Raw genomic sequence first — 16,360 nt, 5'->3', positions numbered from 1 at the left:
TTTATAGGAAGAGAAGGAACACAACAATATCAGGTGCAGGGAAACATTAGAGTTTCCAATAAGTGATCATTGCCCAAACGTACATGAACGTTCTGCCTCTATGTACGTTTTATCTTTTCAAATTTACCTTTAAAATCATAAGGAACTTACTATTCATTGAAGGAATGATCATCATTGAAATCGATTGATCTCACAATTTTATCATTAAAGAGAAAAGGAATCCGGACCGAAAAGGTATTAAAAAATCAGAATCCTGATCGATTAAGCCATATGACAGACAAAAATGCGCAACCAAAAAACACGGGCAAGAAAAAAGAGGAATGAACATGTATTGGTTTCTAGGTGCTTTATTATATTTTCTGATCGGTACTTATATATTCATTAGAGTCACTAGAGACAGCCAATCAGGCTCATGGATACTGCTTGCATTAGCAGCTCCACTCATCATTGCTGGCTACCCTTATTTTTATTCAAAGAAGCTTCTTTCCAAAAGACGCTGAAACAGCTGTCATTCAAACCGCACATTGGTAAAATGATCAATACCGGGATACAATCTAGGTATTCTATGGAAAGGAGTCTTGCTTTATGAGTCAAAGAGTGTCCTACTATGAGATTGCACCTGAAGGTATGAAAATCATGATGGATATGGAGAAATACACGAAACAATCCTCAATTAACCGAACGACGAGAGAACTAATCAAAATCAGAGTCTCTCAAATGAACGGCTGTGCCTACTGCATAGATATGCATACGTCCGATGCCCGCAAAATGGGGGAAACTGAACAGCGAATTTACTGTTTACATGCTTGGAATGAATGTGATTTTTACTCACCTGAAGAGAAAGCGGCTCTCGAACTATCTGAACACATCACGCTCATTCCATCTAAAAGGGTTCCTGATGAGCTATATCATCGGGTGCGGGAACATTATGATGAAAAACAATATGTTGACCTTGTTCTCATCATTAATCAAATAAACAGTTGGAACCGCATCTCTATTGCAATGGGGAATCGAGCTGCTTCAAAATAAGAAGAAGGAGTAAGATTAGAACAAATCTTACTCCTCCTGGATATCGTGCCTTCGCTTCAAAATCCTAAATTTTCACGTTTAGGTGCTTTTCAAAAGCGATTTTCCCGCTTTGTGTAATCCTAATCGCTCTCGTTTTCGGCATACGAACGATCCACTCTTCTTCTAACATGCGCACCAATAGGGCGTTTCCTAATGCTCCTGCAATATGATGCTGCCGTTCACTCCAATCCAAACAGCAGCGGGCAAAAGCTCTCCTCTTATTCCGTTGTTGCTCTTCATTGATGCCTAACTTTGAAAAGAATAAAGCACCCTCTGAAGTCACCTCAAAGTTTAAATCAACTTTTTTTAACATCCCCTGCTCAACTAATGAATGTGCCATTTGCACGCCCACATAACCTGCCAAATGATCATAACAGGTACGGGCGAAATGCAAGTCCTTTTTCTCTTTTGACTCTTTTAAAGATTTGACTTTTGCTTTAGGCGCAATATGAAGCAATTGTTCGATCACATTTGCAGCATCTGAGTCAGCCAATCTGTAATACCGATGTCTCCCATGCTTCTCTACGCTAATCAGCTTTGCTTCAAGCAATTTATTCAGGTGAAAACTGGCGGTTTGAGGTTTAATGTTAGCGAGATATGCAAGCTCTCCCGCAGGGTGTATCCTTCCATCCATCAGACTGAGAAGAATGGAAGAACGCGAGGGATCTGATAGCAGCGAAGAGATTTTTGCAATATTAGGATTCATGATTTTCCTCCTTACATTCATATTTCGATGATAGTTGAAATGTTAATCCTTTACAATATAAATGTAAGCGTGACAAGGAGGAAAAAACATTGGACATCAAAAAACGAGACACTCGTCGATTTAAAGAAATCAAACCCAAGATCATGTATTATGGTACCTCGACATTTCTTCTAACCACATTGAATGAGGATGGAACCACTAATATTAGTCCTATGTCTTCTTCTTGGGCTCTTGGACATTATATAATCCTTGGAGTAGGACTGGGAGGAAAAGCCATCGACAATTTGGAAAGACACAAAGAGTGTGTCATAAACTTGCCTGGCCCGGAATTATGGGAAAACGTTGAAAGAATTTCATCTTATAGCGGAAAAAAAAGCATACCGCCTTTAAAGAAGCAGCTCGGATTTACATATAAAAAAGAAAAATACGAGGCAGCAGGGTTAACGCCTTTACAATCAAAAACAGTATCACCAACACGAATCAAAGAATGCCCTATCCAAATAGAAGCCGAAGTGAAACACATTCGGCTTCCAGAATATGAATCATCATTCGCAATTGTAGAGACGCAGGCACTACTTTTTCATGCCGAGGAAAGTATCATTCTGGACGAAAACCATATCAACCCTTCCAAATGGAGCCCTCTTATCTATAATTTCAGACATTACTTTGGTTTAGGAAGAGAAGTCGGAAAGACTTTTCGTTCAGAGACATGATCATTTTAAGACCGAACCATGATTTGGTCTATTCTAGTAACCCTTGTTATTATCAGATCAAGCGATCATTAGGCTTGATCTCTTTTTTAGTGAAACATCCATTTAAGGATATAAAAGTTACTTACTTGCCAATTCTTTTATCATCAAACCCAACTCATAAATCCCCTTTTGAAGGTCTTCAAGAGATGCATAAGCATATGATAAGCGAATATAATTCCCTTTTTCCTGAGCATAGATACTGCCGAGATTGATCAGAATCCCTTTTGATAAGGCTTTAGTATAAAGTAATTTCATTGATATGGAAGGCAATATTTTTATCCAGACAAAAAATCCTCCTTTTGGGATATTCCATGTCGCCACATCTTTCAAATGAGTTTCTAAAGCACTCAAGGCCAATTCTCTTCTCACCTTTAATTGCTGCCTAACCTTTTCTACATGCTGCTGGTAGTGGCCGGAAGTAAACCACTCTGCCGCTACTCTTTGGGATAGCGAACTGGATCCATAATCTGTTTGCATTTTAATGTCAGATAAACGTTCAATCACCGGTTCCGGTCCGACGATCCATCCAATCCTCAAGCCTGGGCTTAATGTTTTCGATAAACTTCCTATGTACAGTACGTGTCCATTTTTATCAATTGTTTTAATAGGATATGGCGGAATTTCATCGATCCATAACTCACGATAAATGTCATCTTCAATAATAGGAAGCTGTGTATTCTCACTTACTGCCAGGATTTCTTCACGCCGCTTTTTAGACATAAGAATACCAGTCGGATTGTGAAAACATGGATTTGTATATAAGATAGCCCTTCCCCGCTCTCCTCTTGTTAAATGAACATTTTCAGGCAAAAGTCCTTCATTATCCATAGGAAGTCCAGTCAGCTTCATACCAGCTGATTGAAATACGTGTAATGAATAAAGGTAAGAGGGCTGATCAAGATAAACGGTTGATCCTCTTTGTAACAGCCCCATTGATATCAGCTGCAAGGCTTGCAACGCTCCTGAGACAATCAGAATGGAAGAAGATGAGACGTTGATTCCAATGGTTTTTAAATAGTTGCTTAATGCCTCCCTCAAAGGTAAGTAACCTTTTGGTTCTTCATAACCGAATGCCTCCATGTGATGAGATACCTTCTCCATCATCTCTTTCATAACAGCCAAAGGAAAAATCTCAGCTGAAAGTTCACCTTTACTGAGCTGTATAAGGTCTGTATTTGATTCTGATTGATTTATCTCTTGAACGATTTTTCGGCTTGGCATCTGAATGCCAGAGGTGACATATTGATCCCAATCGGGAGCAGAATTCTTAGCCATCAGTGTCCATGTGTTGTTGATAACAACTGTGCCTTTCCCCATTGTGCCTTCTATTAGCCCATCGGCCATCAATTCCTCTAAGGCTGTAATCACTGTGCTCCGATTTACCTGAAAATCTTTTGCAAGCGTGCGCTGGCTTGGAATCTTGCTTCCAATCGGCCACTCGCCATTTCCTATTTTCTCTTTAATAAAATGAACGATTTGTCTGTACTTAGGGAGCTTTTTCATCTTTTTTTCTTCTGGAAAGCTCATAGAATCGGTCTCCTTAAAATAAATTGGTTGGGTCAAAATCCGTTTAACTGGTTGAAGCCATATCACCAAATCTTTATTAATATAAAAACACATTAAATAACTGGTTGGTTTTTGTAAAGAGGAGTGGGAAATATGCAAAAGAAAACAGTTCAATTGATAACCTCAAACAGTCTGATGATCTGTTTATGGGCATCTGCTTTTCCGGGAATTCGCGCAGGACTAGAAGGGTACACACCAGAACACCTTGCTTTATGTCGTTTGTTAATCGGCTCTATGGCATTATTGCTTTTTGCTGTTTTGACTCAGATGCGCCTACCCGACTTGAAAGACATTCCTGCCATTTTTCTTATAGGGTTTTTAGGATTTGCGCTCTATCACATTTTGCTGAACATCGGTGAAAAAACAGTTAGTGCCGGAGTTGCAAGCTTACTCGTTACTACGGCACCGATCTTCTCAGCCATGCTATCCCGCCTGTTTTATAAAGAGCATTTTGGATTTACGAAATGGCTTGGCTCTATGATCAGTTTATTGGGTGTATTATTGATTGCATTTGGGGCGGGAGACTTTACATATTCAATGAGCGGTATCTTGGTCATCCTGCTGGCAGCATTTTCGGAGAGTATTTATTTCGTTTTTCAAGCCCGCTATATAAAAAAATATGGTTTTATTCCATTTGTTACATTTACAATTTGGGGCGGAACAGTACCTATGCTTATTTTTTTGCCTGGCTTAGGCTCGGAGGTGATAGACGCACCTTTGAACGCTACATTGTCGATTGTTTATTTAGGTTTATTGCCAACAGTTGTACCATACTTTGCCCTTGCATATGTCACTTCACTCGTCGGTGCTTCAGAAGCAACCCTTTCACTTTATGTTACACCGGCTTTAGCCTTGATCATATCTTGGATCTGGATCGGCGAAATACCCACACTGCTCTCTCTGCTAGGCGGAGTGGTTACAGTTGGCGGGGTATGTTTTACCTACCTAAAAGTAAATAAAATGAATAAGATTTTCATCACCCATTTTTCTGCTAAAAGGGTAAAAAAACTCTAAAACAAAAAAGATACCAACATCGGTTGGTATCTCCTTTTAAGGTTCTTTCATTAAGGTTAGCCAGTGTAGTAAATAGTGTATTCCGTTACCGTCTTAAACCCTAGTTTAGCTGCTAATGCAATGGACGAATTGTTGCAGATATCACAATCCCAGCTAGGAACAATCCCATTTTCAATACAAAACGCTATAAACCTATTTGCTACGCAATAAGCTAACCCCAGTCCTCTATATTCCTCAAGTGTATAGATATCCACTTCCGCTCGATTATGCCCTAAAAATATAGAAGTACACTCACTTACTACATGATTGCCATGTAATACGGCAAATCCAAAACCTTTTGAAGCAAACTGTGAGACAGAATCCCAATACTCCTCATAATACGCGCTGTTAAACGCTGTGCTGTGTGAAATGATGTCTTCGTCTATTCTTTTCAATACAAGACCCTTTGGCAGTTGCAAAGTCTTTTTGAAAGATTTTGGTTGATAAGAAAATGCAGCTCTTCTCATTTGGTTCAAGTCATCTTTCAGTATGGGTTTCATTACGCTATCCCATGTATCACTGGAAGAAAACAAGGTAAATCGTTTTGATGATTTCACTTGTTCTTCATAATATCCTGCAATGAAATCATGAAAATCCCGATTCCCTTGGTCTCCCGCAATAAAATAAATGCCTGATTCAGTTCCTATAAAAAACGATTTAGGAAAGGTTTGATCATCTGCATAAACAGCTCCCGGAATGGTTTGGTCTAATATTGAATAGACAAATGTGGGACAATATTTGTCATCAAACATTGTTTTTAAGCTACTGTATTTTTCTTTTGTTAATTCCTGCAAAACAGACAACTCCTTTAAAACACCGTCTCCTTCATGATTCTGTTCACAAATCAATTTTCCTCTGTCACCAGCTAAATAACTTCCCTGTTACGAATCTCAGACAAATAAAAACAAAAACAGGTGTCTGCACTCAGCCCGCAGACACCTGTTGAACAACACATAGCATTATATAAACCCAAGAAAACGCTGAGTAAATCGATTCTTTATTCCCCAGTTACAGCAAACTGTTTTAAACGGTCACCAATTTCAGCACGGACCCTTTGGAAACACTTCTTCTGTTCCGTGTGCTTTTGCCGGATCATCAAATTTATCCGATGTTTGATTTGAAATATCAATCCCTGCTTCTTTCATTGCTTTGACAGCACTCGATGTCATCCATGAGCTTCGATTCCTGCGCTGTACACATTCCACTTGTCCCCAAGGTATTTTCTCCCCCACCCTTCAGCTATTTGACTGCGGCAAGAGTTACCTGTGCATTGTTTTCCTTGATATAGTGACCTTGTCCTTTTAGAAACAAGAATGGATTATCAGCAGCCAAATATACAGGCCGACAAGTGTGATCAATAAAGTGGGTATCGTGAGGATAATTCCTGTTTTAAAATACGTGCCCCAGGAAATTTTCATACCTTTGTGCGAAAGAACATGAAGCCATAATAATGTCGCCAAGGAACCAATCGGTGTTATTTTAGGCCCTAAATCTGAACCGATCACATTTGCATAAATAAGCGCTTCTCTCATCATCCCATGTGTATCTGTACCGGCAATAGCCAATGCGTCAATCATAACAGTCGGCAAGTTATTCATAACGGAAGAAAGAATCGCCGCAATAAAGCCCATTCCAATTGTCCCAGCAAACAATCCTTGGTCAGCTGCGGCTTGAATCACATCTGAAAGGACATCCGTTAATCCGGCATTTCGGACACCATACACAACAACGTACATGCCAATTGAAAAGAATACGATAGCCCACGGTGCCTCTTTCACCACTTTCTTTGTATGGACGGCCGGACTCTTTTGCGCAGCGATTAAGAAAATGATCGCAATGCTGCCCGCTACCACTGATACAGGGATAGAAAAAAATTCACTTGCAAAATATCCAATTAACAGCAGCCCTAAGATATACCATGACAGTCTGAACATGTTTTGATCTTTAATTGCTTCAACAGGTTTTTTAACCTCAGTCAGATCATAGCGTTTTGGTATGCTTTTTCTAAAGAAAAGGTAAAGTACAATGATGCTCGCCAGCAGCGAAAACAAGTACGGGACAACCATTCTGGATGCATAATCAATAAACGTAATATGAAAATAGTCCGCTGAAACAATGTTGACCAAATTGCTCACTACTAAAGGAAGCGAAGTGGTATCCGCAATAAATCCGCTGGCAATGATAAAAGGAAAAACTAATTTTTCATTAAAATGTAATGCTCTGACCATCGCTAATACGATTGGTGTCAATATAAGAGCTGCACCGTCATTTGCAAATAACGCGGCGACGATAGCTCCTAATAGAGATACATAAACGAACATCCGCACACCGTTTCCTTTTGCAGCCTTAGCCATATGAAGCGCTGCCCATTCAAAGAAACCGATATTATCAAGAATTAATGATATCAGTATGATGGCCACAAAAGCCAAGGTCGCATTCCAAACAATCCCTGTCACAGTTAACACATCATGAAAATTGACAACACCTGCTATTAGAGCTAAAACTGCGCCTCCACAGGCTGACCACCCTATAGATAAATTTTTCGGCTGCCATATGACCAATACTAGAGTTAATAAAAAGATGAATACTGCCAAAATCATTGATGTCAATCTAATGCCTCCTTACTGGCAACACGCTTGAGTTTTCTTTTGTTTGATATGGTTTAACAATTCATCCTCCTGATCGATTTGATGTAAGATCAATTGCAATGTATCAAACTCAGGACAGGAACCATTTATTGAATAATAACGCCATTGGCCTCTTCTGTCCTCATTCACAAAACCTGCGTTTTTTAATTTCCGCAAATGCTGGCTTATGGCGGGCTGGCTCATTTCGAACATATCAACCAATTGACAGACACAATATTCTTTTTCAAGAAATAATCTCATCATTATAAGCCTAGTTTGATCACTAAGTGTTTTCAAACAACGAGTCATCGCCGCAACATCAATCGTCATATGAGCTCCTCCTTCCCAAATCAATATATAAGCAAATCGTTATATACACGCCAAATGATTATACATTCCCCTTTACGTTTCCATATGTAGCGCTCCGTATATCTTAAGGATCAAAACTTTGAAACGAAAACCTGAGTCGCTCCCCGCGTTTCCTTAGCGCCCCCGTCATTATATAAACTTTTATTTATATAAACAATCCCTTATATTCGGAACATCAGATATTCCGGTATAAATATTAGACTATTTCAGTTATGGGAGTAGTCATAGAGCCCAAGATGAAAATAGACAGATCCTCTGGATATTAAAAAACAGGTCTCTTTAGAGGCCTGTTTACATTGCAAGTATTTTTTCGATTGCCATGACATCTACATAATGGCCATCGATTTTCCCCTGTTCTTTAAATACTCCAACTTTGCGATATTCCATTGAAGTATAGAACCCTTGTTCCAATCGATGAAAAGGAAATGTAATAATATAATGTATTCACGATTGAATGACTTCTTTTTCGACATCCGATAAGAGAACTTTTCCCTCGATTCCGCTCAGCAACAAAAATCTTATCTTTCACTGTGCGATTAGAGAGAACCAATTTGTCATATAATCCGCAGCTTTTGCAGTTCTTATCAGCTACATACTCTCTGTAGCAGAGGTAGCTTGAACTCCCTTAAACGCGTTCATCACCAAATCATGCACATAGGAATCATTCACCTCATCCCCTGTTATAAGCAGACGATAGAAAATTGGTCCGTAAATGAGATCTATGCTTACTTCAATATCAAGATTCTCTCTCAATTCACCTTTCTGAATCCCCTTTTCTAGAAGGCCTTTCGCTTGGAGGCGGCGAGGCTGGAAAAATCGCGTGCGATATTCTTCTGCCAATTTTTCATCCAACTGCCCTGCACCTATTAATTCCTTAATAACGGTTCCTTCCCGGCTTGTCAAAAACCTAGCTAAATTCGTGGCGTGGGTTACTATATCTTGTACTGACGACCCTGTATCAGGCACAGGCAGCCTGTCCGTCGCTGTCGAAAGAAAGCTGTCCATGATAACGGCAGCTTTGTTAGACCACCATTTATAAATCGTTGCTTTACTCACTTTCGCACGCTCGGCAATTTTATCGACTGTCACCGCATCGAAGCCTTTTTCCAGCAATAGGCCATAGGCTGCAGAGAGAATCGCCTTATGCGTTCCTTCATCACGCGGCCGCCCTCGTTTACTCTGCACATGAATCATTCCTTCCCGCAATATAAACTATACGTTCAGTATACTTAATCTGAATAAAAAAAGAAAACAGAAACCTATTTACAAAACTGAACGTTTAGTATATTATTTTCCTTAATCAATGAAACTGAACGTTCAGTTTATAAAATCACTTGTGTTGAGAAGTCATGATTACACTCAAAAAACCACTTAAAAAGGAGTTCATTCTTATGGCTAATGGAAACAAACAAGCAGGTCAGAGGATCTCACCCAGTTTAACCCTTCTTCTCGCAACAGCATGCGGTATCATTGTTGCTAATCTTTACTATGCACAACCCTTGGTCGGATTAATTAGTAAGGCAATTGGACTTTCTCCAGGCAGTGCTGGATTGATCGTCACACTCACCCAAATCGGATACGTTGCCGGCTTACTATTCCTTGTCCCTTTAGGAGATATTATCGAAAACAAAAAACTTATTGTTGTATCGCTCCTTCTAAGCGCAGCGGCTTTGACACTAACAGCATTTGTGAAGCATGGAACACTGTTTTTAGCAGCTGCGTTTTTCGTCGGATTGGGATCAATCGCAGCCCAAGTGCTTGTTCCATTTGCATCATACCTTGCATCAGACGCTGCACGCGGCCGGGTTGTTGGCAATGTCATGAGCGGCTTATTACTCGGTATTATGCTTTCCCGTCCGATATCTAGTCTAGTTGCTGATATCTGGGGGTGGAATGCAATATTCGCTTTGTCCGCCGTGGTAAGTGTTATCCTGGCCATCGTATTATCAAAAGTGCTTCCTGCCAGATTACCAACAGTAAATACAAACTATACTGCCTTACTCGGTTCAATGTGGAAGCTGCTGCGCACGACTCCAGTCTTACGCCGCCGTGCCATCTATCATGCGTTTGTATTTGGAGCTTTCAGCTTGTTCTGGACTACTGTTCCTTTATTATTGTCCGGTCCTGATTTTCATTTTTCTCAGAAGGCAATAGCACTCTACGCATTGGTGGGCATTGCGGGTGCAGTCGCTGCACCAATAGGCGGCCGCCTGGCTGATCGAGGCTTAACCAGGCTTGCCACTGGAATCGCTCTCGGTGTTGTCGTTGTCTCTTTATTACTGCCCCTCATGATTCAGAGCAGCTCCCCCGTCGGTATAACAGTTCTAGTGGCCGCAGCTATTCTGTTAGATATGGGTGTATCTGCAAACCTTGTGCTCAGTCAACGTGCTATTTTTTCGTTGGCGCCTGAAATTCGCAGTCGATTAAACGGATTATTCATGGCGATCTTCTTTCTAGGCGGTGCGATAGGGTCATCAATTGGAGGATGGGCATATGCCTCAGGCGGATGGAGTACAGCATTATGGATTGGAATCGCTTTTCCGGTCATCGCTTTGCTTTATTTCATCACAGAGAAATAAGTCATTCACCAAAAATAAGCAGTCAGGACCAAGCAAATAGCTTATTTTTGGTGGCTTCTTCTTTTTTTGCTATATGTTAAAATCCCTCTGTTGAACAAGAAAAAATCCTGCTTGGTGAGTACAGGATTTTCCAAAATCAATCTTTATGTTAAATCGACACCCTCCAGCTGTTTCAAATACCTTTGCAGGCGAACCTTCGGGTTTAATTCTATATTTGTAATATGCTTTACATACCGATTCGCACTTTCGGCAATTTCTTGGTCACTGATTGTATTGGCGCGATATTCGGCAAAGGAAGGCAGATAGGTCATGCCTACTAAATGGGCAGATGCTTGGAACGGTTTTGTCAGCTCGCTTATCGAAAACAAGTTATATCCGCCGGCTTGATAAGAGTGTTCAGGTGAACCGATGGACATGGCAGTTACCCACTCTTTCCCCTTCAATTTATTTCCGCCGGGACCATGAGCCCAGCCAAACGTAAACACTTCATCAAACCACTGTTTTAAAAGCGGGGGGCTGCTGTACCAGTATAATGGAAACTGAAAAACGATACGGTCATGGGCCAGGAGCTGCTGTTGTTCAAATTCCACATCAATTGGTTGATCACGATATTTTTCATAAAGATCATGGACAGTTACATCCGGTTCACTTAAAACGGCTTCTTTCCACTTCTTATTGATACGAGAGGATTCTATATTCGGATGTACAACGAGTACGAGTGTTTTCATATGATCCATTCCTTTCATTCCTTTGATGTGACATCATTATATGATGTATATTAAAATATAAAAAGTACGCACATTGAATGTATATAGTATCAAAAAGTATACTATTAGGAGTGAACAGCTTGAGAAATCGTAAACTCGGCATTGATTATTCTTCTGATGACTTTGAAGGATGTCCGGTGGAGACAACATTAGATATCATCGGAGGTAAGTGGAAAGGCATTCTTCTTTATCATCTCATTGACGGTAAAAAGAGGTTTAATGAGTTTCGAAAACTATACCCAAAAATTACCCAGCGTATGCTCACGCTACAATTAAGAGAATTGGAACGGGATGGCGTGATTCACCGCGAGGTTTATAAACAGGTCCCTCCAAAAGTCGAATACTCTTTAACTGAGTTTGGAAGAACATTAGAACCTGTTATCCTGCACATGAAGGACTGGGGAGAAAAATATAAAGACAGGATTGATAAGCTCGAAGCAGCACGTAAAGCTGAAGATAAAATCTAATAACCAGAAAAAATACCAAGGGTTTTGACGCCCTTGGTATTTCTGTGATTCAGACCTTCACTGGTGACACCCACAAGCCCTCAAAAAGTGTTTTTAATTACATTTACCCGCGGCATGTCAGTTACGGTTAAAAAGGTCATTCTATTTTTTAGTGATGATTAAGATTTCTAAAATTGCTGCCCTTCACTTCAGCTACGTCATATACGGTGACAAAGGCGGATTTATCAATATCATTAATAATTTCCTTTAGTTTGGTTTCTTCTAAACGGTTGATGACACATGTGATTTCTTTAAATTTCTCGTGGGAAAAACCCCCGTAAGCTTCTTTATATGTGGCGCTTCGGCCTAATTGATCACGTATTGTCTCTACCATTAATTCAGGTTGGGTTGTAATAATTTGAAAGGTTTTAGAGCCGCTTAAGCCTTCCTCCACAACATGAATCACTTTGGATGCAATGTAGTAAGCAATGACTGAAAGCAATGCCCCTTGTAAGCCGAATACTGTGGAAACAAAAATAAACACGAAAAGGTTTAAGAATAGAATGAGATCGCTCGTTCCGAATGGCAGTTTTCGGGATAGCAGCACAGCAAGCATGTCAATTCCATCTAATGCGCCGCCATTACGCAGCGCCAGCCCCATTCCGAATCCAAGGATAATCCCGCCGACAACGGTAATTAACAGGGTATCTCCTTCTATGATGGCGGGTGTGTGGTGGAAAAAGCTTGTCCCCGCGGCAAGCGATACGATTCCGATAATTGATAATAATGCAAAGCTTTTCCCTATTTGCTTATATCCTAACCAGACAAATGGAATGTTGATCACTGCAATCAAAATCCCCAGCGGCAAGTTGAATAGCTGTGAACCAACGATGCTAAGACCCGTCACCCCTCCATCAGATACACTGTTTGGAATGAGCACTGTTTCTAGTCCATACGCCGCTATGATTCCTCCAATGATAACCATGATGATTTGGAAAATCATTTTCGCTTTAAATTTCTTATGTTTTTTGGTTGTATTCATACCATTCCTCATTTCTCAAATATTTCGTTATATTTAAATATACCATAATAGATATTTTCAGCTAAAAACATGCGTTTTTTTAAATAAAGTAATTAACAGTAAGGTAACCCTCTTTGACTTAGAACATTCATGTACCGTGCCGCCTGTTGAGCAAGCGTTCCTTTCAGTTCAGATCGCGAATCGCCCTCAAACTTCAACACCGAAAATCCTGAATTATTCTGATATGATACCTTAAAAAGGAGGTTCGATTACATGGATAGCCTGTGCCGCAGTAAACAAGCCCCATTTGAATACACCTTGTCTCTTATAGGGGGCAAATGGAAAATGAGAATACTCTATGAGTTAGGGTGTGAAAAAACGATGAGATACGGCGAGCTGAAAAGGGCTATGCCCTTCATCACCCATAAAATGTTAAGCGCACAGCTTAAGGAATTGCAAACTGACGGCCTTATTCATCGGTCTGAGGTTTCTCAAACCCCACTGAAAGTAGAGTATTCGTTATCTGACAGAGGGCGATCTTTGTACCCCCTCATAGATGAAATGTGTAAGTGGGGAATGGCACAAGGAATGCCTCATATGTAAAGCTACTTACAAAAAAGTGCGTACTTGTTTCCCAATGAGAGGAATTTTATACTGAATGAAAATACTTCGTTTGGAGAAAAAAATGAAAAAACAGGTCTATATCATTCATGGCTACAGAGCTTCCTCAACAAATCATTGGTTCCCTTGGCTGAAAAAACGTCTGCTCGCAGATGGGGTCCAAGCAGACATTTTAAACATGCCTAATCCGCTCCAGCCAAGACTTGAGGATTGGCTGGAGACACTCTCTTTTTATCAACATACTTTACATGAAAATACGTATTTGGTTGCTCACAGCTTAGGGTGCCCCGCCATTTTGAGATTTTTGGAACATATTCAATTGCGAAAACAGCTTGGCGGAATCATTCTTGTTTCCGGCTTTGCCAAATCATTGCCCACTTTACAGATGTTAGATGAATTTACACAGGGATCGTTTGATCATCAAAAAATCATCGAGTCCGCGAAGCACCGTGCTGTCATTGCTTCTAAGAACGACCAAATTGTTCCATTTTCATGGAGCAAGGAGCTGGCACAACAAATTGACGCTGCGTTATACGAAGTCCAGCACGGGGGTCATTTTCTAGAAAATGAGGGGTTTACTTCTTTGCCTATTGTTTATGATATTTTAACCTCTTATTTTTCAAAAGAAACCCGCTAACATCTTTCACCCATCTGCTTCAATCGAGCCCGCGAAAAGCGGGCTTTCTGAGTTATCGTTTCATCAATACGGATAACTCACCTTCAAACACTTTTACTTCTTTTTGATTATAAGTAGATAGCAATACTGTGAGTATTCCCAATTCATTTCTCTTTGGCTGCTTATCAAGAACCTCAACAATTGTAAACAATTCATCATCCGGATATACGGGTTTTATGAATGTCATATGATTCATCTCTGTTCCGGCTATAATATCGTCTCCATAGAGACCTTCTTCAATCCAAAGTTTAAAAGATATGGCCAGTGTTTGTATGCCGGAAGCGATAATTCCATTAAATCTGCCTTTACTCGCTTTTTCTTCATCTACATGCATATACTGAGGGTCAAATTCACCCGCAAACCGCATAATATCATCTTTTGATACTTTTAATGATTTCGTTTTGAAGACCTGGCCAATTGTAAACTCATCTAACTTCATTCTTACACCTCTATTTTTTCAATTGTCTATTTTGTTTATTTTAGCACTGTGAGGAGCAAATAAAAAATTCTGTTTTTCGCTAAACAGACATATCGTGGACTGGACTGCTGGCACTCATCATATACTTAAAAAATATTGAACAGCTCTCAACACTTAGTCGTCACTTGGCCTTTTTGCTAAACTGAAAGCTCCCTCATATCTTCCAGGCAGCCTTCAGTTTTTTTATGCCTTCTCTTATGTTGGATTCAGAAACCCCTGCAAACCCGAGCGAAACCGTTTTTGTAGGAGGATGATGTTGATAAGAAAGAGAAACAGGATAAATTTTTACTCCATGTTTTTTCGCCTTCTCAATTAACTCTTTTTCACCAAATGGCAAATAAACGTCAAGTAAGATACGAAGCCCAGAGTTTTCTCCGCGGATTCTGACATGCTCTCCTAATTCCCTTTGCACTGCCTCTAATACAATGGCTCTTTTTTTGCGGTAAAGTTTTCTCATTCTGTTGATGTGTTTTTGCCACTCTCCATTTTTTATAAATTCAGCTAGGGTTAGCTGACTGTGGCAGGACACTGTCTGCTTATATAAGGACGTGATTTCATGCCCCTTTTTTAAAAGAGGCGAAGGAAGAATCATATAGCTGATACGCAGCGAGGGCAAAAGAGACTTAGAAAAAGTGCCCATATAAATGACACGGTTATGCTGATCAAGCCCTTGCAGAGAAGGAACCGGCTGTCCTGTGTACCTAAATTCCCCGTCATAATCATCCTCTATGATAAAGGATTGATTTTCGGCCGCCCATTTGAGCAGCTGAATTCTTCTGTTGATCGTCATGATTGTTCCCAGCGTAAATTGATGGGAAGGTGTGACATATACAAGGTTTGGCTGCTGTTCTTTGATCTTCTGTATACAGATTCCTTCAGCATCGACTGGTATAGGAACAATATTCATGCGGTTGGCTTCAAAAATCTTGCGTGCTCTTGGATAACCAGGATCCTCATACCCTATAGAAATATTCGGCTCAAAAACTTGGCACAAGATTTGCAGCAGAATAGGGTTCCCGGCACCTATAATCACTTGTTCAGGGCCGCAATGAACACCCCGAGATTGATACAGGTACTCTGCAATGAGTGTTCTCAGCTCAAACTCTCCTAAAACATGTCCCGGCCGATAAAGCTCGTGTCCATATTGGTCTAAGCTATTGACCATGCTTTTTCGCCATGCGGAAAAAGGGAAGTAAGAAGAATCTACATTTCCATAATGAAAATCAATCCATTGTTTATTTTCTTCTGCTTCTTGTTGAATGGGTGTTGTGCTTGGCATTCTATCATAAGCAAAATCAGAATCATGATAATCAGCAAACCACCCGCTTCTTGGCTTGCTCACAATATAACCTTCAGCAGCGAGCTGTTCATAGGCACGTTCTACAGTCGTTTGGCTGATGGAAAGCTGATTCGCCAAAAGTCTTTTTGAAGGAAGCTTCATTCCTTTTTGAATACGGCCCCGATGCATATTTTCTTTAAAATACCGATAAAGCTGCTGATAAAGCGGAATATCCAGAGTTCTATTCAAAAAAGGCGTGATATCCATTTGCACGTTGTTCTCCTAACTGGTATGCATTTTTTTATGAAAACTGGCCGTTTAAAAAAGGCCAATTCCAGTTTATAGTCATTGT

Annotated in this window: 19 protein-coding genes and 1 pseudogene; 9 read left to right on the top strand and 11 right to left on the bottom strand. The window is 40.2% G+C overall.

All coding sequences use genetic code 11. From position 1 onward, the window contains the following. The first annotated feature begins 174 nt into the window (after positions 1-174). The 3 genes from MKX38_RS02945 (at position 175) to MKX38_RS02935 (ending at position 1,029) form a co-directional block, all read left to right on the top strand. Complete coding sequence (locus MKX38_RS02945) at positions 175-324, top strand: hypothetical protein (protein ID WP_003234189.1); 150 nt, start codon at positions 175-177, stop codon at positions 322-324. Beyond that, positions 321-500, top strand: coding sequence for a hypothetical protein (locus MKX38_RS02940; RefSeq protein ID WP_010886421.1), 180 nt, complete (start codon positions 321-323; stop codon positions 498-500). Before MKX38_RS02945 ends, MKX38_RS02940 begins: the two co-directional genes overlap by 4 nt. 85 nt (positions 501-585) lie before the next feature. Further along, on the top strand, positions 586-1,029 hold the full coding sequence (locus MKX38_RS02935; RefSeq protein ID WP_014478970.1) for a carboxymuconolactone decarboxylase family protein: 444 nt from the start codon (positions 586-588) through the stop codon (positions 1,027-1,029). A 64-nt stretch (positions 1,030-1,093) separates the two neighbouring features. Here the strand turns inward: MKX38_RS02935 and MKX38_RS02930 are convergent, their stop codons facing one another. Beyond that, a complete protein-coding gene (locus MKX38_RS02930; protein ID WP_003244115.1) occupies positions 1,094-1,774 on the bottom strand; it encodes a winged helix-turn-helix domain-containing protein in 681 nt (226 codons plus the stop codon). 89 nt (positions 1,775-1,863) lie between these two features. On the opposite strand from MKX38_RS02930, the gene MKX38_RS02925 reads away from it, so the two are divergent. Beyond that, positions 1,864-2,487 (top strand): flavin reductase family protein, encoded by a 624-nt coding sequence (locus MKX38_RS02925; protein WP_029317354.1) that lies wholly within the window; start codon positions 1,864-1,866, stop codon positions 2,485-2,487. Positions 2,488-2,604: 117 nt separating this feature from the next. Here MKX38_RS02925 and MKX38_RS02920 read toward each other — a convergent pair whose 3' ends face one another. Continuing rightward, positions 2,605-4,053 (bottom strand): PLP-dependent aminotransferase family protein, encoded by a 1,449-nt coding sequence (locus MKX38_RS02920; protein ID WP_029317355.1) that lies wholly within the window; start codon positions 4,051-4,053, stop codon positions 2,605-2,607. Positions 4,054-4,185: 132 nt separating this feature from the next. On the opposite strand from MKX38_RS02920, the gene MKX38_RS02915 reads away from it, so the two are divergent. Beyond that, positions 4,186-5,106 carry an EamA family transporter gene (locus MKX38_RS02915; RefSeq protein ID WP_339188536.1) on the top strand — a complete coding sequence of 307 codons (921 nt, stop codon included), beginning with the start codon at positions 4,186-4,188 and terminating at the stop codon, positions 5,104-5,106. A 56-nt stretch (positions 5,107-5,162) separates the two neighbouring features. On the opposite strand, the gene MKX38_RS02910 is transcribed toward MKX38_RS02915, so the two are convergent. The 5 genes and pseudogenes from MKX38_RS02910 to MKX38_RS02890 form a co-directional block, all read right to left on the bottom strand. Then, positions 5,163-5,948 (bottom strand): GNAT family N-acetyltransferase, encoded by a 786-nt coding sequence (locus MKX38_RS02910; RefSeq protein ID WP_015252727.1) that lies wholly within the window; start codon positions 5,946-5,948, stop codon positions 5,163-5,165. 194 nt (positions 5,949-6,142) lie between these two features. Continuing rightward, positions 6,143-6,460, bottom strand: a pseudogene (locus MKX38_RS02905) (hypothetical protein). After that, the gene (locus tag MKX38_RS02900; RefSeq protein ID WP_273796158.1) at positions 6,447-7,754 is read right to left on the bottom strand and encodes an arsenic transporter; all 1,308 of its coding nucleotides are present in this window, start codon (positions 7,752-7,754) and stop codon (positions 6,447-6,449) included. Before MKX38_RS02900 ends, MKX38_RS02905 begins: the two are co-directional and overlap by 14 nt. 12 nt (positions 7,755-7,766) lie before the next feature. Continuing rightward, a complete protein-coding gene (aseR, locus tag MKX38_RS02895) occupies positions 7,767-8,102 on the bottom strand; it encodes a metal-responsive transcriptional regulator AseR (RefSeq protein ID WP_015482851.1) in 336 nt (111 codons plus the stop codon). Between the two features lie 627 nt (positions 8,103-8,729). Next, entirely contained in the window at positions 8,730-9,326 is a 597-nt protein-coding gene (locus tag MKX38_RS02890) for a TetR/AcrR family transcriptional regulator (protein WP_020425115.1), read from the bottom strand. A gap of 206 nt (positions 9,327-9,532) precedes the next feature. Between MKX38_RS02890 and MKX38_RS02885 the strand changes: the two genes are divergently transcribed. After that, the gene (locus tag MKX38_RS02885; RefSeq protein ID WP_339188533.1) at positions 9,533-10,720 is read left to right on the top strand and encodes an MFS transporter; all 1,188 of its coding nucleotides are present in this window, start codon (positions 9,533-9,535) and stop codon (positions 10,718-10,720) included. A gap of 143 nt (positions 10,721-10,863) precedes the next feature. Here MKX38_RS02885 and MKX38_RS02880 read toward each other — a convergent pair whose 3' ends face one another. Next, the gene (locus MKX38_RS02880; RefSeq protein ID WP_015252732.1) at positions 10,864-11,457 is read right to left on the bottom strand and encodes an NAD(P)H-dependent oxidoreductase; all 594 of its coding nucleotides are present in this window, start codon (positions 11,455-11,457) and stop codon (positions 10,864-10,866) included. Positions 11,458-11,567: 110 nt separating this feature from the next. Here MKX38_RS02880 and MKX38_RS02875 point away from each other — a divergent pair, with 110 nt between their 5' ends. After that, positions 11,568-11,954 (top strand): winged helix-turn-helix transcriptional regulator, encoded by a 387-nt coding sequence (locus tag MKX38_RS02875; RefSeq protein WP_003242640.1) that lies wholly within the window; start codon positions 11,568-11,570, stop codon positions 11,952-11,954. Positions 11,955-12,102: 148 nt separating this feature from the next. Here the strand turns inward: MKX38_RS02875 and MKX38_RS02870 are convergent, their stop codons facing one another. Next, entirely contained in the window at positions 12,103-12,975 is an 873-nt protein-coding gene (locus MKX38_RS02870; RefSeq protein ID WP_021481667.1) for a YitT family protein, read from the bottom strand. Positions 12,976-13,227: 252 nt separating this feature from the next. Here MKX38_RS02870 and MKX38_RS02865 point away from each other — a divergent pair, with 252 nt between their 5' ends. Next, complete coding sequence (locus MKX38_RS02865; RefSeq protein WP_024572356.1) at positions 13,228-13,557, top strand: winged helix-turn-helix transcriptional regulator; 330 nt, start codon at positions 13,228-13,230, stop codon at positions 13,555-13,557. Between the two features lie 82 nt (positions 13,558-13,639). After that, the gene (locus tag MKX38_RS02860; protein WP_024572355.1) at positions 13,640-14,212 is read left to right on the top strand and encodes an alpha/beta hydrolase; all 573 of its coding nucleotides are present in this window, start codon (positions 13,640-13,642) and stop codon (positions 14,210-14,212) included. 52 nt (positions 14,213-14,264) lie between these two features. Here the strand turns inward: MKX38_RS02860 and MKX38_RS02855 are convergent, their stop codons facing one another. Together MKX38_RS02855 and MKX38_RS02850 are read right to left on the bottom strand one after the other, a co-directional pair. Further along, positions 14,265-14,690: a MaoC family dehydratase gene (locus MKX38_RS02855; RefSeq protein ID WP_024572354.1), complete on the bottom strand. Its 426-nt coding sequence runs from the start codon at positions 14,688-14,690 to the stop codon at positions 14,265-14,267. 193 nt (positions 14,691-14,883) lie between these two features. Continuing rightward, a complete protein-coding gene (locus MKX38_RS02850) occupies positions 14,884-16,275 on the bottom strand; it encodes a PLP-dependent aminotransferase family protein (protein WP_213380063.1) in 1,392 nt (463 codons plus the stop codon). Between the last annotated feature and the right edge of the window lie 85 nt (positions 16,276-16,360).

The sequence above is a fragment of the Bacillus sp. FSL M8-0025 genome (assembly GCF_037975475.1).
Lineage (GTDB): Bacteria > Bacillota > Bacilli > Bacillales > Bacillaceae > Bacillus > Bacillus subtilis.
This window is presented reverse-complemented; position numbering and strand designations above follow the sequence as displayed.